Genomic DNA, 20,012 nt, shown 5'->3' on the forward strand with positions numbered 1-20,012 from the left:
GTTCCCTGCCCGCAACGAGATCGCAGCATGACGACGCTTATCGAGGTGATCAACCATGGCCCCATCCGCGAGCTGCGGCTGGCCCGCCCGCCGGTCAATGCGCTGGACACCGAGCTGTGCCGTCAGCTGATCCACGACATCAACCAGGCCATGGCCGATGACGTGCACGGCATTGTGCTGTCGGGCAGCGAGCGCATCTTCAGTGCCGGCATGGACGTGCCGCACCTGCTCAGCCATGGCGAGGACCGGCACAAGCTGCTGGACAGCTGGCAGGCGTTCTTCGGCGCGGTGCGCACCCTCGCCGAGAGCCGCGTGCCGGTGGTGGCCGCGCTGACCGGCCACGCCCCGGCCGGCGGCTGCGTGCTGGCGCTGTGCTGCGATTACCGGATCCTGGCGCGCAGCCCGGACCCGGCCCAGCCCACGGTGATCGGCCTGAACGAGGTGCAGGTGGGGCTCGTGGCGCCGGAAGGCATCCAGCGCCTGATGCGCCGGGTGGTCGGCCACCACCGTGCCTCGCAGCTGCTGATCGGCGGTGAAATGGTGCCGGCCGAACGCGCACTGGATATCGGGCTGGTGGATGAGCTGGCCGCCCCGGCCGACGTGGTGCCGCGCGCAGTGGCCTGGCTGGGTCGCCTGCTCAAGCTGCCGCGCCAGCCGATGCTGCTGACCCGCGCCATTGCCCGCGAAGACCTGCATGAAGCACTGCATGCCGACCTGATCCGGCTGGACCGGTTCGTCGAGGCCTGGTATGCCCCCGATGCGCAGCAGGCATTGAAGACGCTGGTAGCGCGGTTAGGGAAAGCCTGACCACCGGTATAATTCCCGTCCGTCCCAACGCCAGGCCGCCGCCTTGTCCCAGCCGCAAGAACCCGTCGTTTCCGAGCTGATCGACCTGCTCACGCTCGAGCGCCTGGAAGACAACCTGTTCCGGGGCCAGAGCCGCGACATCGGCACCAAATACGTGTTCGGCGGCCAGGTGCTGGGCCAGGCGCTGTCGGCGGCGCAGGCCACGGTCGAGAACGGCCGGCACGTGCATTCGCTGCATGCCTACTTCCTGCGCGCCGGCAACATCGACCACCCGATCGTCTACGACGTGGACCGCACCCGCGATGGCGGCAGTTTCTCCGTGCGCCGGGTCACCGCGATCCAGCACGGCAAGGTGATCTTCTTCTGCGCCGCCTCGTTCCAGCAGGCCGAAAGCGGGGCCGAGCACCAGCACAAGATGCCCGAAGTGCCGCAGCCGGAAGACATCGAACCGAACCGCCCGCTGCCGCCGGAAGTGCTGGAACGGCTGCCGATCAAGGTACAGCGCTGGCTCTCGCGCGGCGGCCCGTTCGAGTTCCGCCACGTGTACCCGCGCGATGAACTGCACCCGCCCAAGCGCCCGCCCTACCACCAGGTGTGGCTGCGCCTGAATGAAACGGTGGGCGATGCGCCCGAACTGCACCAGGCGCTGCTGGCCTATGCGTCGGACTTCCACCTGCTCGGCACCGCGACCTTCCCGCACGGCATCAGCTATTACCAGCCGCACGTGCAGATGGCCTCGCTGGACCATGCGATCTGGTTCCATCGCCCGTTCCGCGCCGACGACTGGCTGCTGTATTCGCTGGACAGCCCCAGCGCGCAGGATTCGCGCGGGCTGGCCCGTGGCCAGTTCTTCACCCGCAACGGCATACTGGTTGCCAGCACCGCGCAGGAAGGCCTGATCCGCGTGGTGGATGACAGTGCCGCGGCCGCCGCCGTACCGGCCAAGGAATAATTCGATATGCGTCAGATCTTCACCAGCCAGCGCGTGGAAACCGTGGAAGGCGTGGCCAAACTGCTGCGCGATGCCGGCATCGAGGTGCGCATCACCAACGGGCGCTCGTACCACAGCAAGCGCGGCAGCCAGTTCAGTTACCTGGACACCAGCAAGGCCACCACCCACCCCACCCTGTGGGTGGTACACGCCAACGACCAGCCGCGCGCGCGCGAAATCCTGCGCGATGCCCGCCTGCTGGAAACCACCCGCCGCGACCACCCCACCGCCGAATTCGCCTTCCGCGACCAGGCCGACGACGTGGCCCCACGCCGCAACTGGGCCTGGCGCATCCGCATCGGCCTGCTGCTGATCATCGCCGCCGTGGCAATGGTGGTGGTGATGCGCCACCGCAGTGCCCCGACGGCCGCGCCGGTACAGACGCAACAGGCACAACCCCAGGCCCCGGCAGCCGAACCGGCGCCAGCGCAGGAAGAAGAAGAGGTCCGAGTCCGGATCACACCTCCGACCCAACAACCGTGAGCCGACCCGACGTATCCGGATCTCCCTGCGCACGTAAAAATTCGTAGTGCCGACTGTCAGTCGGCAACCGCGCGCCAGCGCGGCCCAAGCGTCCGAAGACCGTAACGCACCACGCCGATGGTGTGGTCGACGTTTACCGCCTGCCGAAGCCACCTGTCAGGCGCTCATGATGCCGGAACGAAGAGCAGCCGACTGACAGTCGGCTCTACCGCGCCCCTCGCGCGATCCTGCCCCGCCCCCCGGTCACATTCCCCGCCCCACCCCGTCATGATGTCACCACCCACAGGGACCGACGCCATGACCACGCTGCCGCTGATCGACACGCTGGACCGCGAACTGCCTGCCGCCGCCGGCGGCTGCCAGCAGTCGTACGGGCGCATCGTGCTGGCCTGCCAGAACACCGTGACCGCGATCGCGCTGGCGATCACCCGCGACGTGCAGGCCAGCGAGGACATCGCGCAGGAAGCCTTCATCAAGGGCTGGCAGCAGCTCAACCAGCTGCACAACCACGGCAGCTTCCTGCCCTGGCTGCGCCAGATCACCCGCAACCTGGCCCGCGACTGGCTGCGCGCCAACCGCAGCCGGCCGCTGTCGGGCGAGGCCGCCGAGATCGCCATCAGCATGGCCGCCGACCCGGGCCCGTCCGCGCCGGAATACCTGCAGCGGGTGGAGGAGGAAGTGGCCGCCGAAGAGATCATCTCCGCGTTGCCCGAGGACAGCCGCGAAACGCTGCTGCTGTACTACCGCGAAGGTCAGAGCTCGCAGCAGGTGGCCAACCTGCTGGGGCTGAGCGACGCCGCCGTGCGCAAGCGCCTGTCGCGGGCACGCGCCAGCGTGCGCGAGGAAATGCTGCGGCGCTTCGGCGAGTTCGCACGCGGCAGCGCGCCCAGCGCGGCCTTCGCGACCGCGGTGGTTTCCATGGTGATGGTCGCCGCACCGGGCACGGCGAGCGCGGCGATCCTGCTGGGCACCAGCGTGGGCGTGGGCAGCAGCAAGCTCGGCCTGGGCGGTGCCAGCCTGTCCGGCGGTGCGGCAATGGGGTCGCTGGGCGCGGCGGCCAGCCAGAGCCACCTGCTCGGCCCGGAGTTCAACTGGACCATCGCCATCGGCGCGATGGCCGGCGGCGTGATCGGCAGCTACCTCGGTGGCCGCTACCTGCTCTGCTACACCGAGACACTGGCCGAGCGCGCGGCGGTGCATCGCTTCGTGCACTACAGCACGTTCACCGCGATGCTGGTCTGCGCCGCGGTGCTGGCGCTGACGGTGCTGAATGCACCGGTGTATCTGTCGCTGGCCGCGATGGTGCTGGGCACCGCCCTGGTGAACTACCAGATCCTGGTGCCGCTGCAACGGATCATGGCGCCGATGATCGCGCGTGATGCCGCACGCAAGGGACGCGCGGGACCCAGCTGGGTGTACCAGTCGATGTACGGACGACCTGCTTTGCTGATCACCAACCTGGTGATCGTCGGCCTGATCCTGACCGTGGCCGGCGAGCGTGGATTGATCTGACCCATGAAAAAGCGCCGGTCGGTGACCGGCGCTTTTTGGGTTGCCGGGCAGGGCCCGGCACTACGTTACTTTGCCTTCGGCGGCATCGGCGGCTTGTCGCCGCGGTGTTCGCCGCGCGGGCCACCGAACGGGCCCTTGGCCGCGTCGAATTCGGCCTTGCTCAGCTGGCCGTCCTTGTTGGTATCGGCCGCAGCGAACCACGCATCACGGTGCTGCTTCATGCCCAGCTCGCGGTCGGCCTTGTCCAGGTAGCCGTCCTTGTTGAGGTCCATCTGGTCGAAGCGCGCGGCCAGCTTCGGGTCGGCCTTGGCTTCATCGCGGCTGATCCGGCCGTCCTTGTTCGCGTCCAGCTTTTCCAGGCGCTCATGCCCGCCACCCGGGCCACGGCCGTGGCGCTTGCCCTGCCAGCGCGGCAGTTCCTCGCGGGACAGCTTGCCGTCCTTGTTGGTGTCCAGGCTGTCGAACTTCTCGGCCAGGCGCGGCGCCTTGGCGGCCTCGGTACGGTCGACGAAACCATCGCCGTTGGTGTCCAGCGTCGCGCGGGCCGGCTTGGCGGGCGTGGCCGGGGTATCGGCGGCCACCGCCAGGCCGGCAACGCCGGTGGTCATCAGCAGGGCCAGCAGCAGAAGGGGTTTGCGGTTGCGCATGGGTCACTCCGGTGTTTGGGGGATGTTTCGTGCGGTGCGTTGGCACCCACGGGAGAGAAAACGCGCGGGCGCCGGCCGCGTTGACAGCGCCACGGGCCGTGTTCATTCGCCAGACAGTCGCGCCGCCTGCGACGCCCCGGCGCTATGCTGTGGGCATGGCGATCCACACCGACCGCGACGACGAGCTGCGCCTGTTCCAGACCGGGGACCATCCCTGTGGCTACTGGCCGGAGCGGGCTGCGCGCGACCTGGTGCTGGACCCGCACGACCAGCGGCTGGGCACGCTGTACCCGATGGCACTCAGCTGGGGCTTCCGCCGTTCCGGCGACCTGGTCTACCGCCCGCACTGCGCCAACTGCCATGCCTGCGTGTCGGTGCGGGTGCCGGTGGCCCGTTTCGCACCCGACCGCAGCCAGCGCCGCTGCCTGGCGCGCAACGACGACCTGGAAGTGCGGATCGTGGCTGCCGAGCAGACCGATGAGCAGTTCGCGCTGTACCACCGCTACCTGACCCATCGCCACGCCCAGGGCGGCATGGACGAACACGGCCCGCACGAGTTCGACCAGTTCCTGATCGGGCAGTGGTCGCAGGGTCGCTTCCTGGAAATCCGCGGACCGGCCGTAGATGGCCACCGGGGCCCGCTGCTGGCGGTGGCGGTCACCGATGTCACCCCGCAGGGGCTGTCGGCGGTGTACACCTTCTTCGACCCGGACCACGCCCACCGTGGGCTGGGCACCTTCGCGATCCTGCAGCAGATCGCCTGGGCCCGGCGCGAGCAGCTGCCGCACCTGTACCTGGGCTACTGGATCCGCAACCACCGCAAGATGGACTACAAGCGCCGCTTCCGGCCGCTGGAGGCCTACGACGGCCGCCGCTGGCACGAGTTCGACGAGGCGCTGGACGGCATCTGACCCGCCATTGCAATGCCCGCCCGTGCAGAATAGCGGGATGAAAGCCCATCCCCTGATCCTCGCCCTGGCCCTGCTCTGCGGCGCCTGCGCCCAAACCCCGACCAAGACCGCCGCCATGCCGGAAGCCACCTCCGCGCCGCTGCGGATCGCCACCTACAACACCTCGCTGTACAGCGACGAGACCGGCGGCCTGATCGCCGAACTGGAAGGCGACAGCGCGCACGCGCGCAAGATCGCCGCGGTGCTGCAGCAGGTGCGCCCGGACCTGGTGCTGCTCAACGAATTCGACTACGACGACGCCCACCGCGCCGCCGACCTGTTCCAGCAGCGCTACCTGGAAGTGGCCCAGCCCGGCGGCGGTGAGCCGCTGCACTTCGCCTACCGCTACCTGGCCCCGGTCAACACCGGCGTGCAGAGCGGGCTGGACCTGGACAACAACGGCCAGATCGGCGGCGACGGCCGCAACCGCGGCAACGATGCCTGGGGCTACGGCCTGCACCCGGGCCAGTACGGCATGCTGGTGCTCTCGCGCTACCCGATCGACGAGGCCAAGGTGCGCAGCTTCCAGCTGCTGAAGTGGAGCACGCTGCCCGGCGCGCTGCGCCCGATCGACCCGCGCAGCGGCAAGTCGTTCTACAACGACCACGTGTGGTCGCAGCTGCGGTTGTCGTCCAAGTCGCATTGGGACGTGCCGGTAATCACGCCCAACGGCGTGGTGCACGCACTGGTCTCGCACCCCACCCCGCCGGTGTTCGACGGCCCGGAAAAGCGCAACGCGGCGCGCAACCACGACGAACTGCGGCTGTGGCAGGAATACCTGTCGGCCGGCGACAAGCCCTGGCTGTGCGATGACAAGGGCACCTGCGGCGGGCTCGCACAGGACGCGCGCTTCGTGATCCTGGGTGACCTCAACAACGACCCGGTGGACGGCGACGGCCGCCACGAAGCGATTGTCGAACTGATCGAAAACGCGCGCGTGCTGCGTTACCCGACCCCGCGCAGCGTGGGTGCCGAACAGACCAGCCTGGCCTATGCCGAAAAGGGCATCGTGCGGAAGGGTGCGCCGTTCCACGCCACCGGCGATTTCGGCCCGAAGTCCGGCACCATGCGCTTGGATTACGTGCTGCCGTCGGTGGGTTTCGAGTACATCGGCAGCGGCGTGTTCTGGCCGGCCAACGAAAGCCCCGAAGCGAAGATCGCCGACGGCAGCGACCACCACCTGGTGTGGGTGGACGTGAGGTAAGAGCGTATCGACCAACGGTCGATACCTACCTGGTTGAAGATTGCAATGCGTTACCGGCCATGCTTGCCGTTCGTTCCGCACAACGCCATCTCTCGGGGGCGGCCGGCGGGCAGCCCCCGTAGGGACTGTCAAAAACATGGATGTTTTTGACAAGCCCCCATGGATGGGTTCACGGCGTGTCCCGGAGGGGGCTGCCCGACGGCCGCCCCAGGACGTAGAAACAAAGACGCCAACGCCTTACGCGCGCAACTCGATCGTGATCGCTTCCGCCGCCTCGCGCGCGATCTTCCGCGCCTCGTCGATGGACTCAGCACGCGCCAGCGTCACCCCAACCCGGCGGTGCCCATGAACGCTCGGCTTGCCGAACAGGCGCAGCGCCGTGTCCGGATGCGCCAGCGCCGCCTCTACGTTGCTGAAGACCGGCACGCCTTCGCCGTGCGCCAGCATCGCGCAGGAGGCCGACGGGCCACTCTGGCGGATCAGCGGGATCGGCAGGCCCAGGATGGCGCGCGCGTGCAGCGCGAATTCGCTCAGTTCCTGCGAGGCCAGCGTGACCAGACCGGTGTCATGCGGGCGCGGCGAGACTTCGCTGAACCACACGTCGTCGCCCTTCACGAACAGCTCTACGCCGAACAGGCCCCAGCCGCCCAGGTCATCGGTGATCGCCTGCGAGATCTCTTCGGCACGCGCCAGCGCGGCCGGCGACATCGGCTGCGGCTGCCAGCTTTCGCGGTAGTCGCCGTCCTTCTGCCAATGCCCGATCGGCGCGCAGAACGAGGTGCCCCCGGCATGGCGCACGGTCAGCAGGGTGATCTCGTAATCGAAATCGATGAAGCCTTCCACGATGCAGCGGCCGGCACCGGCACGACCACCGGTCTGTGCATATTCCCAGGCCGGCGCGATGTCGGCCTCGTCGCGCAGCGTGCTCTGGCCCTTGCCCGAGGAGGACATCACCGGCTTCACCACGCACGGCAGCCCGATCGCCGCCACGGCGGCGCGGTACTCGGCCTCGGTGTCCACGAAGCGGTACGGCGAGGTCGGCAGGCCCAGGGTTTCGGCGGCCAGGCGGCGGATGCCTTCACGGTCCATGGTCAGGCGCGCCGCGCGCGCGGTCGGCACCACCCGCTGGCCGGTTTCCTGCTCCAGCTGGACCAGGGTTTCGGTGTGGATGGCTTCGATCTCGGGCACGATCAGGTGCGGTTTTTCCTCGGCGATCAGCGCGCGCAGCGCCATCGCATCGAGCATGTCGATCACGTGCGACCGGTGCGCCACCTGCATGGCCGGGGCGTCGGCATAGCGGTCGGCGGCAATCACCTCCACCCCCAGCCGCTGCAGCTCGATGGCGACCTCCTTGCCCAGTTCGCCCGAGCCCAACAGCAGCACACGGGTGGCGGAGGGGGACAGCGGCGTGCCGAGCGTGATCATGGCGATATTCCGGACATCAGAGGCGGGACGCCATTTTATGGGATGGGGCCCTTGCAGGAGTGATATCAATTTGATATCAATATTCCAAACCTACCCGCAAAGGATGCCCCCATGAAAGAAAAGCCCGTCCCCTCCCTCTCCGGCATCCCCTTCCTGCTGGCCGTGCTGGCCCTGCTGGTGGTCTCCGCATGGCTCTTCTTCTCCGGGATCGAGCCCGGCAACGTCAACCTGCTGCTGATGCTCGGCGGCGTGCTGCTGGGCCTGATTGCCCTGTTCAGCCTGACCGGCCTGTACACCGTGCAGCCCAACCAGGCGGCGGTGCTGAGCCTGTTCGGCAAGTACGTCGGCACGGTCAAGGACAACGGCCTGCGCTGGAACAACCCCTTCTTCAGCAAGAAGAAGGTCAGCCAGCGCGTGCGCAACTTCGAAAGCGGCAAGCTCAAGGTCAACGAACTGGACGGCAGCCCGATCGAAATCGCCGCGGTCATCGTCTGGCAGGTCGTGGACGCCTCCGAGGCGGTCTACAACGTGGACGACTACGAAAGCTTCGTGCACATCCAGTCCGAATCCGCCCTGCGTGCGATGGCCACCAGCTACCCCTACGACCAGCACGAGGACGGCCAGCTCTCCCTGCGCAGCCACGCCGCCGAAATCTCCCAGCACCTCAAGGACGAACTGGCCGAACGCCTGGCCGATGCCGGCGTGCAGGTGCTCGACGCCCGCATCAGCCACCTCGCCTACGCCCCGGAGATCGCCCAGGCGATGCTGCAGCGCCAGCAGGCCAATGCGGTGATCGCCGCGCGCACGCGCATCGTCGCCGGTGCCGTGGGCATGGTCGAAATGGCGCTGAACGAACTGCAGAAGAACAACGTGGTGCAGCTTGATGAAGAGCGCAAGGCACAGATGGTGGGCAACCTGCTGACCGTGCTGTGCTCGGACCGCGGCACCCAGCCGATCGTCAACGCCGGTTCGTTGTACTGAGCATGAGCGAAAAGAAAGCCTACCCGCTGCGGATCAATGCCGACGTGCTGGCGGCGGCGCAGCGCTGGGCCGATGACGAGCTGCGCAGTCTCAACGCGCAGATCGAGTACGTGCTGCGCGACGCACTGCGCAAGGCTGGACGCCTTCCCAAACCCCCATCTGATCCGGAGAGCAAGGAATGAGCAAGCGCTGGAGCTATCTCACCGTGGAAGTAAAGCCCTCGTGGACCGGCCTGAAGCCGGAAGACCTGCAGGCCGAACTCAACCGCCAGGGCCAACTTGGCTGGGAGCTGGTGAACGTGATGCAGGGCACCCCGATGGGCGTGGCGTTGCTGTTCTTCAAGAAGGAGCTCTGACGTGGCAGCCCGGACGACGGCCGTGCCCGCCACTGAATTCGCGGTGGCGCCGGCCCCGCTGTGGCGCCTGCTCTGGCTGTGGCTGCCGCTGCTGGGCGTGGCCGTGCTGCTGGTCACCACGCACCTGCAGGAACAACGCACACCGATGGACATGGCCATCACCCTGCCGTTCCTGCTGGTGCTGGGCGGTGTGCTCAGCTGGGCGTTCCTCCGTCGCCGCATCACGCTGGAACATGGCGAGCTGCTGGTGACCTCCACCTTCTACCGCCGTCGCACGGCGGTATCGTCGATGCTGCTGGAGCAGGCGCGCATCGTCGACCTGGCCGAACACAGCCAGTTCAAGCCGGGCATGAAGATCAACGGATTCGGCATGCCGGGGTTCCAGTCCGGCCATTACCGGATGGGCAGGCACAAGGCGTTCTGCCTTGTCACCGATCCCAGCCGCGTGCTGTACCTGCCGCTGCGCGACGACAGCGTGCTGCTGCTCAGCCCCGAGCACCCGCGCGCGCTGCTGGATGCGCTGAACGCGCAGGCTGCGCGCTAAGCTGTACGCATGCGCCGACACCCTGCCCTGCTGATCAACACCGCCGATATCGAACTGTGGCCCGGCGGCCTGCTGCGTGCGCGCAGCAACGCCGATGCACGGGCGCTGGCCCGGGCCCGCTGGGTGCTGCGGCGCAAGCGTGATGGGCAGTACCTGGCCGCCGCCACCGCGCACGGCCTGCTGCCGCTGGTGCCGCACCTGATGCGCGAGCCGGGGATCGAGGAAGCACTCGATGCCCTGGACCTGGCGCTGCATGGCACGCAGCGCGCGCATGCGGCCGATGCCCTGCTGCCGCTGAGCGGGCTGCAGGACCGGCTGGAACAGCTCGGCATCGATGCGGCGCGCTATGAGCAGGACACCGCACTGGCACTGGAAGCCGAACCGGAACGGCTGGCCCTGGCCGGCTTCGACCGTTACCGCCGGCCGCTGTGGCTGCAGCAGGGCGCCGCGCGCGCCTGGCAGCGCATGCAGCAGCAGGCCGCGCGCGAGGGCATCGTGCTGGAGGCCATTTCGGGCTATCGCAGCCACGATTACCAGCTGGGCATCTTCGCGCGCAAACGCGCGCGCGGGCTGGAGGTGGACGCGATCCTGCAGGTCAACGCCGCGCCGGGGTACAGCGAACACCACAGCGGGCGGGCGCTGGATATCAGCAGCCCGGCGGAACCGCCGGCCGAGGAGAGCTTCGAGGCAACTCCGGCATTCGCGTGGCTGCTGGAGCACGCGGGCGACTACGGCTTCCACCTGAGTTATCCGCGAGACAACCCCCACGGCATCGTGTACGAGCCGTGGCATTGGCGCTGGTCTGGACCGTAACGCCACGCCCTGCGTGGCTCAGTCCTGGGAGCGGTTGGTGGCGGCCTTCGGGCTTTCGGTGAAATCGGCGATGCGCCACAGATACAGGCTGGCGTAGGTCCGGAACGGGCCCCACTTTTCGCCGCAGGCGGCCAGCTCCTTCGGGGTCGGCATTGCTTCTGCCTTGTCCACCCGCTGGGCGCCCTTGCGCACGCCGAGGTCGTCGATGGGCAGGATGTCGGGGCGACCGAGCCGGAACATCAGCATCATTTCCACGGTCCAGCGGCCGATGCCTCGGATCGGCACCAGTGCTTCGATGATCGCGTCGTGCGGCATCACCGACATCCGCCGCAGGTCGGGAATCTCGCCGGCCGCCTCGCGCCGGGCCAGGTCACGCAGGGCCAACGCTTTGTTGCCGGAGACTCCGCAGCTGCGCAGGCCCGGGTCGTCGATGCGTGCCAGGGTGTCGGCGTGCAGACGGGTGCTGCCGATGGCGGCCTCCACCCGGCCCACGATGGTGGAGGCGGCCTTGCCGCTGAGCTGCTGGAACAGGATCGCGCGGGCCAGGGCATCGACGGGGTCGAAACTGCGCGCCCAGCCGGGCGGCGCCGCCACCGGCCCAAGCCGCTTCATCCAGCTGCCCAGCCGACGGTCGCGGCGCGACAGCCAGTCGTGCGCCTCGTCTACATCAAAGCCCCGGCGGAAGCGCGGCACGTCAGCGCCTCAGGGCATTGAGCGCGTACACCACCCACCCGATCATCAAGGCCGTGCCACCCACCGGGGCCAGCCCGGTGCGCAACTGCCACAACGCGCCGGCCACCAGGCTGCCGGAGAACAACAGCGTGCCCAACAGCAGCACGTACAACGCCAGCTTGCCCACGCTGTTCTGCTGGGTGGGGCCCAGCACGGCCAGCGCCACGCCATGCCCGAAGGCGAACAGCGCAGCAGTGTTCACATGCGACTGCGCCAGCGGTTCGGCGATTCCGTGCGAGGCATAGGCCGACAGGCCCACGGCCGTGGCCGCCAACAGGCCACCCAGGCAGGCCAGCAGCGAAGGTTTACGCGCGCGTCGTTCCAGGTTGAGCATGGCTGCATCTTCCTCCAAAAAAAAAACGCGCCGCAGGAAGCGGCGCGTTTTCTGTTCTACGTTACATCCGTGGCAACCGTCGGTTTACTTGACGGCCCAGTAGATGTCGTACGTACCTTCCTGCGTGAACGACTTCTCCAGACCGCCGTTCCAGGTTTCGTACGGACGATCGATCACTTCGTTGCCGCCGGTCACAGCCCAGGCACGCAGTGCGTTGCGGGCGATGTCCAGGCCAGCCATGTGGCCGGTGTACTTGGCGTGGGCGGTACGGTGCGGGGCAACGTGCACGTACTTGACCGGGGCACCACCATCGATCTTCACCGTCAGGGCTTCAGCCGAAGCGCCTGCAGTACCCTTCTTCTTGACCGGCTGGGCCACGTCGAAGGCGTACTTCTCCTGACCGAAGTCAGTGGTGATGATGCGGAACGGACCGGCGGCTTCGAGGTCATTGGCCTCCATCACGCGCTTGATCCACTCCTGGTTGTCCTTGATGGACTTGGTGATGGTCGCTTCGCCGCGATCGACGTTACCGGCGGTGACGACCAGCAGGTCTTCGGCCGGGGCATCGACGATGGCCAGGTCGACCAGCGGGGCTTCGGCGGTGCGGTAGTCGATATTCGGCACGGTAGCCAGCATGTTGGCCATGCGCGACAGACCCAGCTTCAGGTCGTCACCGACGTGACGGCTGACGTACAGACCGGCGTAACGACCAAACAGGTTCCAGCCGTACTTGATGCTGTAGTCCTGGGTGATCTTGACGTTGCGGCCACCCTTGCCGGTCGGCTCAAGCGTGAAGCTGGTCTTCTTGTCGTGGCCCTTGGTCTGGTCCTCGATGGCGATGGCCACGCGCTTGTTCGGCTCGGACTCGGTGATCGTCCAGCTGCCCTGGCCCAGCGACGATTCCTTGGAGGAATAGTCCAGGCGGGCACCCACGCCGGCGGCGGGGCCGGAGTGCTTCAGTTCAACGGCGGGATCGCGCAGGACGAGCGGGTTCCAGTCCTTGAAGCGGCGCAGGCTGTTGACCGTGTCGTACACGATCGTCATCTTGCGGTTGGTCTCGATGCTTTCGGTAATGTGACGCTCGCCCGGCAGCACAACGCCAATGATGACGAACAGGCCAGCCACGATCCCCAAGGCGATCAGGAACTCGATAATACGGGTCATTCAGGAGTCTCCGGGGCCGATCCCACGGCCGGGTTGATTGAAGCGAAGCGCCAATCCTAGCAGGCTTCGCGGGTGTTGTTGATCAGGATTGGCGCACCGGTTTCCATACCAGCAGCGGTTTTGAATAGACAAGGAGCGGAAAGATAGCGCATCGCGCGGGCCAGCATGTGGCCGTTGGCCATATTTATTTGCCGGTTTCGGCAAGCAGGCCTGCGACGACCGCCGCAGGCCTTGCCCCACAAGGCTTTCAACTGGCGTTCATGTTCACACCAGTTGCAGCTCGAATGCCTTCAGCACCGCCCGGGTGCGGTCGCGCACGCCCAGCTTGGACAGGATGTTGGACACATGGTTCTTGATGGTGCCTTCGGCCACGCCCAGCGAATTGGCGATCTCCTTGTTGGAGAACCCGCTGGCCATCAGCCGCAGGATCTCGGTCTCGCGGTCGGTGAGCGGGTCGGGCCGGTCCAGGCTCACGAACTCGTTGCGCATGTGCTCCAGCCCGGACAGCAGGCGCTGGGTGACCGCCGGCTGCACCAGCGAACCGCCATCGGCCACGGTGCGGATGGCACCGACCAGCTGTTCCAGGGTCACGTCCTTGAGCAGGTAGCCCTTGGCGCCGGCCTTGAGCCCGGCCAGGACCAGCTGGTCATCGTCGAAGGTGGTGAGGATGATGGTCGGCGGCAGCTGGCCCAGCCGCGACAGCGACTGCAGCGCCTCCAGCCCGGACATCACCGGCATGCGCATGTCCATCAGCACCACGTCCGGGCGGATCTGCGGCACCACCTCGACGGCCTGGCGGCCATCGGCGGCTTCGGCCACCACTTCGATCCCGTCATCCAGGGCGAGCAGCGAGCGGATTCCCTGCCGCACCAGGGTTTGGTCGTCGACCAGGCAGACGCGAATCATCAACGCACTCCTTCCAGGATGGCACCCAGCATCAGCACTGGCACGCCGGGAACCGAGGCGCGCAGGCGGAAGCCCTGACCCCGGTGGGTTTCAATCTGCAGCTCACCGCCGCATTGTTGCAGGCGTTCACGCATGCCACGCAAGCCGTTGCCGATCACGATGCCATCGGCACCCACGCCATCGTCGTGCGCCTGCACCACCACCTGCCCCGGCGGCTCGCGGAATACCTGGATCCACAGGTTGCGGGCGCGGGCATGGCGCACCGCGTTGGTGATGATCTCCTGGGTGCAGCGCAGCAGTACGTGGGCCTGTTCGGGGTCTTCCACGCTCAGCGGTTCTTCGATGTCCAGGTGGATGTCCAGCGAGGGCACCTGCTCGGTCAGCGGGCGCAGCGCGGCGGCCAGGTCGATGGCGCCGCTGTCGCGCAGCTGGCTGACCGCTTCGCGCACGTCGGTGAGCAGCAGCTTGGCCAGGGTATGGGCCTGGTGCACATGCTCCTGGGCCTGGCCCTCGGTGATGTGGCCGGCCACTTCCAGGTTCAGGCTCAGCGCGGTGAGGTGGTGGCCGAGCAGGTCATGCAGCTCGCGCGAGATCCGGGTGCGCTCGTTGACCCGTGCGCTTTCGGCCAGCAGCACGCGGGTGGCGCGCAGCTCGGTATTGAGCCGGCGCTGCTCTTCGCGGGCGTCGGTCTGCTGGCGGGCGACCAGGCTGGTCACGAAGATGAACATGGAGAAGCCGCCATACAGCAGCGACTGCATCACCGCCTCGAACAGGGAGAACGGCAGGAACAGGTAATAGACCGGGGCGACCGCCAGCTGGCTGACCAGCAGCCAGATCACCCCGACCCGGGCCGGCAGCATCCACGGGATGACCCCGGCGGCCACCATCATCAGGATGCTGCCCAGGCCCGAGCCGCTCAGGAAGCTCACGGCCAGGGCGGAAATGGTCAGCAGGACCAGGATGGCGCGGTCGTACCAGGCCGAATGGCCGCCGTTGCGCAGGCCGCGGGTCAACCACAGGTAGCCGCCGCCGAAGGCCAGGTAGGACACGAACAGCAGCAGGGGCGGCACGTCGATGCCGCCGCTGCGGCGGACCGCTTCGTACTGGGAATAGACCAGCGGCAAGCCAAGCATGACCCAGGTGAACAGGCCGGCCAGTCGCAGTACTCGGGTTTGGCTGAGGTATCCCAACATGGACGCATCTTAGGCTGAACCTGCGCCGCTGCACCCGGACATAAGTCATGGCTGGCCTGTGCCCTGCCCGGCCACCCATGCAATAATCACCGGCAGGGCCCCTAGACGGGCCAACCGCGTTACCCCACGGAGTCACAATGTCGATTGTCATCCGCGACGTGCGCGAGCACGAGCTCGATTCCGTCCTGGCCCTGAACAACAACGCCGGCCTGGCCATCCTTCCGCTGGATGCCGCCCGCCTGCGCCTGTTCTATGAAACCGCTGAATACTTCCGCGTCGCCGAGCGCGACGGCAACCTGGCCGGCTTCCTGATCGGTTTCGGCAGCGACAGCCAGCACGACAGCAGCAACTTCGCCTGGTTCAAGCAGCACCTGACCAGCAAATTCTTCTACATCGACCGCATCGTGGTGGCCAGCCGCCGCCGTGGCGGTGGTGTGGGCCGGGCGTTCTACGCCGATGCCCAGAGCTACGCCGAGCTGCGCTACCCGCAGCTGACCTGCGAGGTGTTCCTGGACCACGGCGCCGATGCGGCGCTGCTGTTCCACGGCAGCTTCGGCTTCCGCGAGGTCGGGCAGAACAACATGCCGCACGTGGATGTGCGGGCCAGCATGCTGCTCAAGGACCTGTGCAGTTACCAGTGGGTGCACGACACCTACGGCGACGCGCTGCCGGACGTGCCCTGGGTGGGCCATCGTCGCGAGCCGCTGCGCGCGCATCGACCGACGGGGACCTGAGGTGGCGGCGAACATGGATTTTGAACAGGCCGGTGAACTGAAGATCGGCCAGGTGGGCATCGCCAACCTGCGCATCCGCACCCTGGACGTGGAACGCCTCACCCGCGAAATGCACGACCGCGTGGCCCGCGCGCCGAAGCTGTTCGGCCGCGCTGCGGTGATCCTGGACTTCGGCGGCCTGAGCCAGATGCCCGACGTGGCCACGGCCCAGGCGCTGCTGGATGGCCTGCGCAGTGCCGGCGTGCTGCCGGTGGCGCTGGCCTACGGGAGCAACGAAACCGACCTGCTCTCGCAGCAGCTGGGGCTGCCGCTGCTGGCCAAGTTCCGCGCGCAGTACGAGCGCGCCGAGGCTGAGCCGGCACCTGCGCCGGTTGCAGCCGCACCGGCCCCGGAACCGGCACGCCGCGCGCGTGCCGCCGCACCGGCCCCTGCCGCGGCGGTGGACGCGGGCAATGCGCCCAAGCCCGGCCGCATGCAGACCAGCAACGTGCGTTCGGGCCAGCAGCTGTACGCGGAGAACTGCGACCTGACGGTGATGGCCACGGTCGGCGCGGGCGCCGAAGTGATCGCCGATGGCAGCATCCATATTTACGGTACGCTGCGGGGCCGTGCCCTGGCAGGTGCCCAGGGCAACACCACGGCGCGCATTTTCTGCCGTGACTTCCACGCTGAACTGGTCGCCATTGCCGGCCATTACAAGGTACTGGACGATGTCCCGGACAACCTGCGCGGCAAGGCCGTGCAGGTGTGGCTGGAAAACGACCAGATCAAGATCGCTGCGCTGGACTGACGCGGCAACCCAACAGAATCATCAGGAGAAGTCCTTTGGCTGAAATCATCGTAGTCACCTCCGGCAAGGGCGGCGTCGGCAAGACCACTTCCAGCGCAAGCCTTGCCTGCGGCCTTGCGCGCAGGGGCAAGAAGGTGGCGGTGATCGACTTCGACGTCGGCCTGCGCAACCTCGACCTGATCATGGGCTGCGAGCGGCGCGTGGTGTACGACTTCGTGAATGTCGTGCACGGCGAGGCCACGCTCAAGCAGGCCCTGATCAAGGACAAGCGTTTCGACAACCTGTACGTGCTGGCGGCATCGCAGACGCGCGACAAGGATGCGCTGACCCAGGAAGGCGTGGGCAAGGTGCTGAAGGACCTGGCCGCTGACGGTTTCGATTACATCATCTGCGATTCGCCGGCGGGTATCGAAAAGGGTGCGTTCCTGGCGATGTATTTCGCCGACCGCGCGGTGGTGGTGGTGAACCCGGAAGTGTCGTCGGTACGCGACTCGGACCGCATCATCGGCCTGCTGGATTCGAAGACGCACAAGGCCGAATCGGGCCAGAACGTGCCGGCCTTCCTGCTGCTGACCCGTTACAGCCCGGTCCGGGTGGAGTCGGGCGAGATGCTGAGCATCACGGACGTGGAAGAGGTGCTGGGGCTGAAGGCGATCGGCGTGATCCCGGAGTCGGGGGATGTGCTGAACGCGTCCAACAAGGGCGAGCCGGTGATCCTGGATGCAGAATCGCCCGCAGGCCAGGCATACGATGATGCGGTGGCCCGCATCCTCGGCGAAGAGCGCCCGATGCGCTTCACCGTTGTTGAGAAGAAGGGCTTCTTCAGCAAGCTGTTCGGAGGGTAAGCATGGGCCTGTTCGATTTCCTCAAGACGAAGAAGACCACCGCCGAAACGGCCAAGAACCGCCTGCAGATCATCATCGCGCAGGAACGCAGCCACCGTGGCGGCCCGGATTACCTGCCGCTGCTGCAGCGTGAGCTGCTGGAAGTGATCAAGAAGTACGTGAACATCGACGCGGACGCGGTCAAGGTAGACCTGGTCAAGGACGGCGAGCACGACGTGCTGGACATTTCGGTGGCGCTGCCGGAAGGCCCGCAGCAGCCCTGACCGTAAAGGCCCCTTCCCCACCGGGAAGGGGCGCAGGACGCACACGCCATGAACACCGCCGCCGAAGCAGAACCGCAGGTCACCCGGGTGGCCGACATCGCCTTCGAGGATGCGGCGGCGTTGCTGGCCCGCCACGCGCTGCAGCTGCACCACGTGGCCGATGGCGCACCGATTCCAGGCAGTTACTGGGGCGAGCCCGAGGCGGGCATCATCGCCAGCGACGTCTACGTGCGTAACGACACGCCGGTGCACTCGATGCTGCACGAGGCCTGCCACCTGATCGTACTGCCGCCCGAACGCCGCGCGCTGGTGCACACCGACGCGACCGATTCGGTCCCCGAAGAAGACGCCACCTGTTACCTGCAGATCGTGCTGGCCGGTCAGCTGCCGGGCGTAGGCAGCGCGCAGCTGATGGCCGACATGGATGCCTGGGGCTACACCTATCGCCTCGGCTCCACGCGCGCCTGGTTCGAGCAGGATGCCGAAGACGCAAAAGCCTGGCTGATCGAACGCGGCCTCCTCGCCGCGTAAAACGGTGTACGAGCGCACGCGCGCATGAGCGCGGTAGGGTCGGTCGTCAGACGACTGCCGATACGAACGATCGGCACGGCGACGCATTGCGCCTGGGCGGATAAATGCTCTCGGCGGTGCTGGATCCACGCGTAGAGCGCTGGCTGTTCGGTTTTCATCGCGCGGTGCGAGAACGGGGGTGCCCTGGCCGGACACGCGTGAACCCATCCATGGGGCTTATCGCAGCATCCATGCTGCTCAAAGTCCGGCCAGGGCACCCCCGCCCTCGCCCCCTCAGTTCTCTGCGACGACCGGACACGAGATCAAAAGCGGAACGCGCGAGCCCTGCCTTTGACTTCCTTTCCGTCGACGCATGACCGTCTGGGGGAGCGGGGTGGAGGGGGTAGCGGGGCTTTGAGCAGCATGGATGCTGCAATAAGCCCCATGGATGGGTTCACGCGTGCCCCGCTACCCCCTCCACCCCGCTCCCCCGCGCGCAGAGAACGAAAACGCCAGCGCTTCTACGCAGGAGAACTCAGCCGCCTGCCAAAGCGCGCAACGTAATGCCAACGATGTAAGCGAGATACGTACCAGTCGCATACCCCATTGTCCCGAGCAGCACGCCAACGGGAGCAAGGGAGGGATGGAACGCAGCCGCAACCACGGGCGCAGAAGCCGGCCCGCCGATGTTGGATTGCGAGCCGATGGCGAAGTAGAAGAACGGCACCTTGAGCGCCATGGCCAGTGCGAGCAGCAGCACGATGTGCACGGCGATCCAGATCAGGCCCAGTGCGAACAGCCACGGGCGTTCCAGCAGGGCCAGCAGGTCCATCTGCATGCCGATGCAGGCGATCAGGAAGTACAGCAGCAGCGAGCCCAGCTTTGAAGCGCCCGCGCCTTCCAGGTTGCGCGCGCGGGTGAAGCTCAGCGCCAGGCCGCAGGTGGTGGAGATCACCACTACCCACACGAACGGCGCGTCCAGGCTGAACTGCGAAGCCCAGGCCACGTGGCCCTTGAACCAGGCCGATACCGGGCCGGCGATGGCGTGCGACAGGCCCACCGTGCCGAACGCTACCGCCACGATCAGCATCAGGTCGGTCAGGCTCGCCACGCGTTCGTGCTCGGCCTGGAATTTTTCGATGCGCAGTTTCAGTTCATCGATCGCGGATGTATCCGCGCCGGTGCGCGCGTCGATCTTCGCCGCGCGGCCGGCCATGAAGATCAGCACCGCCATCCATACGTACCCTACGCCCACGTCCACTACCGCGAACTGGCCGAAGGTGGTGGCGTTGACGTCGAAGACCTCGCGCATGGCCAGCATGTTGGCGCCGCCGCCGATCCAGCTGCCGGCCAACGCGGCCATGCCCGCCCAGGTATCGCCGGCGACCGTTTCCGGGTGCGCCCACTTCATCAGCATGAAGGCCACCACCGCACCGATCATGATGCTGAAGGACGCGCCCAGGTACATCACGATCAGCTTCGGGCCCAGCCGCAGGATGCCCTTGATGTCCACCGCCAGCGTCAGCAGTACCAGCGCGGCCGGCAGCAGGATGTCGCGCGCGATCGGGTTGTACAGGCTGGTGTTCTGCCCGTCGATCAGGCCCACCGTGTTGTAGATGCCGGGAATCATGTAGCACAGCAGCAGTGCCGGCACGAAGGTGTAGAAGCGCTTCCACAACCCCGTCTCGCGTGAGGCGGTCCAGAACACGGCACCCAGGGTGGCGGCGATGAGGCCGAAAACTACGATGTCGTTCTGTATCAGAGCGGGTGCTTTCACGGAATGGAGCGCCTGGAAAGGGGTGCGCGCGTGCGCGTTGGGTAACCACATA

The 20,012-nt window shown here is 67.1% G+C and carries 24 protein-coding genes; 16 read left to right on the plus strand and 8 right to left on the minus strand.

The genetic code is table 11. The features are described from left to right. The first annotated feature begins 27 nt into the window (after window positions 1–27). From QE395_RS12825 to QE395_RS12840, 4 genes are all read left to right on the plus strand, one after another. The gene (locus QE395_RS12825; protein WP_306989426.1) at window positions 28–807 is read left to right on the plus strand and encodes an enoyl-CoA hydratase/isomerase family protein; all 780 of its coding nucleotides are present in this window, start codon (window positions 28–30) and stop codon (window positions 805–807) included. Window positions 808–850: 43 nt separating this feature from the next. Continuing rightward, entirely contained in the window at window positions 851–1,759 is a 909-nt protein-coding gene (gene tesB, locus QE395_RS12830) for an acyl-CoA thioesterase II (protein ID WP_068850178.1), read from the plus strand. A 6-nt stretch (window positions 1,760–1,765) separates the two neighbouring features. Beyond that, window positions 1,766–2,281, plus strand: coding sequence for a DUF2007 domain-containing protein (locus QE395_RS12835; protein ID WP_217536844.1), 516 nt, complete (start codon window positions 1,766–1,768; stop codon window positions 2,279–2,281). Window positions 2,282–2,578: 297 nt separating this feature from the next. After that, on the plus strand, window positions 2,579–3,793 hold the full coding sequence (locus tag QE395_RS12840; RefSeq protein ID WP_306989429.1) for an RNA polymerase sigma factor: 1,215 nt from the start codon (window positions 2,579–2,581) through the stop codon (window positions 3,791–3,793). Between the two features lie 65 nt (window positions 3,794–3,858). Here the strand turns inward: QE395_RS12840 and QE395_RS12845 are convergent, their stop codons facing one another. Continuing rightward, window positions 3,859–4,440 (minus strand): EF-hand domain-containing protein, encoded by a 582-nt coding sequence (locus QE395_RS12845; protein ID WP_306989430.1) that lies wholly within the window; start codon window positions 4,438–4,440, stop codon window positions 3,859–3,861. A 155-nt stretch (window positions 4,441–4,595) separates the two neighbouring features. Between QE395_RS12845 and QE395_RS12850 the strand changes: the two genes are divergently transcribed. Then, entirely contained in the window at window positions 4,596–5,351 is a 756-nt protein-coding gene (locus tag QE395_RS12850) for an arginyltransferase (protein WP_306989433.1), read from the plus strand. 37 nt (window positions 5,352–5,388) lie between these two features. After that, window positions 5,389–6,594 (plus strand): endonuclease/exonuclease/phosphatase family protein, encoded by a 1,206-nt coding sequence (locus tag QE395_RS12855; RefSeq protein ID WP_306989435.1) that lies wholly within the window; start codon window positions 5,389–5,391, stop codon window positions 6,592–6,594. A gap of 237 nt (window positions 6,595–6,831) precedes the next feature. Here QE395_RS12855 and purT read toward each other — a convergent pair whose 3' ends face one another. Next, window positions 6,832–8,019 carry a formate-dependent phosphoribosylglycinamide formyltransferase gene (gene purT / locus QE395_RS12860; RefSeq protein WP_249833923.1) on the minus strand — a complete coding sequence of 396 codons (1,188 nt, stop codon included), beginning with the start codon at window positions 8,017–8,019 and terminating at the stop codon, window positions 6,832–6,834. A 111-nt stretch (window positions 8,020–8,130) separates the two neighbouring features. Between purT and QE395_RS12865 the strand changes: the two genes are divergently transcribed. From QE395_RS12865 to QE395_RS12885, 5 genes are read left to right on the plus strand one after another with little or no spacing between them, the layout of a single operon-like run. After that, entirely contained in the window at window positions 8,131–9,000 is an 870-nt protein-coding gene (locus QE395_RS12865; protein ID WP_095363408.1) for an SPFH domain-containing protein, read from the plus strand. Between the two features lie 2 nt (window positions 9,001–9,002). Beyond that, window positions 9,003–9,182: an Arc family DNA binding domain-containing protein gene (locus QE395_RS12870; protein ID WP_068850155.1), complete on the plus strand. Its 180-nt coding sequence runs from the start codon at window positions 9,003–9,005 to the stop codon at window positions 9,180–9,182. Beyond that, entirely contained in the window at window positions 9,179–9,355 is a 177-nt protein-coding gene (locus QE395_RS12875; protein WP_083214084.1) for a DUF4177 domain-containing protein, read from the plus strand. The genes QE395_RS12870 and QE395_RS12875 overlap by 4 nt, the downstream gene beginning before the upstream one ends. Window positions 9,356–9,377: 22 nt before the next feature. After that, window positions 9,378–9,899 carry a PH domain-containing protein gene (locus QE395_RS12880; RefSeq protein WP_306989438.1) on the plus strand — a complete coding sequence of 174 codons (522 nt, stop codon included), beginning with the start codon at window positions 9,378–9,380 and terminating at the stop codon, window positions 9,897–9,899. 9 nt (window positions 9,900–9,908) lie between these two features. Further along, window positions 9,909–10,712 carry a M15 family metallopeptidase gene (locus QE395_RS12885; RefSeq protein ID WP_210131649.1) on the plus strand — a complete coding sequence of 268 codons (804 nt, stop codon included), beginning with the start codon at window positions 9,909–9,911 and terminating at the stop codon, window positions 10,710–10,712. 18 nt (window positions 10,713–10,730) lie between these two features. On the opposite strand, the gene QE395_RS12890 is transcribed toward QE395_RS12885, so the two are convergent. The 5 genes from QE395_RS12890 to QE395_RS12910 all read right to left on the minus strand — a co-directional run bounded on the left by QE395_RS12890 (window position 10,731) and on the right by QE395_RS12910 (window position 15,041). Continuing rightward, a complete protein-coding gene (locus QE395_RS12890; protein ID WP_306989441.1) occupies window positions 10,731–11,405 on the minus strand; it encodes a DNA-3-methyladenine glycosylase in 675 nt (224 codons plus the stop codon). 1 nt (window position 11,406) lies between these two features. After that, complete coding sequence (locus QE395_RS12895; protein ID WP_068850146.1) at window positions 11,407–11,778, minus strand: DUF423 domain-containing protein; 372 nt, start codon at window positions 11,776–11,778, stop codon at window positions 11,407–11,409. An 84-nt stretch (window positions 11,779–11,862) separates the two neighbouring features. Then, window positions 11,863–12,942: an SRPBCC family protein gene (locus QE395_RS12900; protein WP_068850143.1), complete on the minus strand. Its 1,080-nt coding sequence runs from the start codon at window positions 12,940–12,942 to the stop codon at window positions 11,863–11,865. A 264-nt stretch (window positions 12,943–13,206) separates the two neighbouring features. After that, complete coding sequence (locus QE395_RS12905) at window positions 13,207–13,848, minus strand: response regulator transcription factor (protein ID WP_068850140.1); 642 nt, start codon at window positions 13,846–13,848, stop codon at window positions 13,207–13,209. After that, entirely contained in the window at window positions 13,848–15,041 is a 1,194-nt protein-coding gene (locus QE395_RS12910) for a sensor histidine kinase (RefSeq protein ID WP_068850134.1), read from the minus strand. The genes QE395_RS12905 and QE395_RS12910 overlap by 1 nt, the downstream gene beginning before the upstream one ends. 137 nt (window positions 15,042–15,178) lie before the next feature. Between QE395_RS12910 and QE395_RS12915 the strand changes: the two genes are divergently transcribed. Genes QE395_RS12915 through QE395_RS12935 form a run of 5 tightly spaced genes read left to right on the plus strand, consistent with a single transcriptional unit; the run spans window position 15,179 to window position 18,204 of the window. Continuing rightward, window positions 15,179–15,775 (plus strand): GNAT family N-acetyltransferase, encoded by a 597-nt coding sequence (locus tag QE395_RS12915; RefSeq protein WP_095363412.1) that lies wholly within the window; start codon window positions 15,179–15,181, stop codon window positions 15,773–15,775. A 13-nt stretch (window positions 15,776–15,788) separates the two neighbouring features. Then, entirely contained in the window at window positions 15,789–16,565 is a 777-nt protein-coding gene (gene minC / locus QE395_RS12920; protein ID WP_306989443.1) for a septum site-determining protein MinC, read from the plus strand. Between the two features lie 35 nt (window positions 16,566–16,600). Beyond that, on the plus strand, window positions 16,601–17,410 hold the full coding sequence (gene minD / locus QE395_RS12925; protein WP_184125282.1) for a septum site-determining protein MinD: 810 nt from the start codon (window positions 16,601–16,603) through the stop codon (window positions 17,408–17,410). 2 nt (window positions 17,411–17,412) lie between these two features. Then, on the plus strand, window positions 17,413–17,673 hold the full coding sequence (gene minE / locus QE395_RS12930) for a cell division topological specificity factor MinE (RefSeq protein WP_068850125.1): 261 nt from the start codon (window positions 17,413–17,415) through the stop codon (window positions 17,671–17,673). Between the two features lie 48 nt (window positions 17,674–17,721). Then, complete coding sequence (locus QE395_RS12935) at window positions 17,722–18,204, plus strand: hypothetical protein (RefSeq protein ID WP_306989446.1); 483 nt, start codon at window positions 17,722–17,724, stop codon at window positions 18,202–18,204. A gap of 514 nt (window positions 18,205–18,718) precedes the next feature. Here QE395_RS12935 and QE395_RS12940 read toward each other — a convergent pair. Then, window positions 18,719–19,960 carry a DUF819 family protein gene (locus QE395_RS12940; RefSeq protein ID WP_184125277.1) on the minus strand — a complete coding sequence of 414 codons (1,242 nt, stop codon included), beginning with the start codon at window positions 19,958–19,960 and terminating at the stop codon, window positions 18,719–18,721. Window positions 19,961–20,012: the final 52 nt, after the last annotated feature.

The sequence above is a fragment of the Stenotrophomonas sp. SORGH_AS_0282 genome (assembly GCF_030818125.1).
Lineage (GTDB): Bacteria > Pseudomonadota > Gammaproteobacteria > Xanthomonadales > Xanthomonadaceae > Stenotrophomonas > Stenotrophomonas rhizophila_A.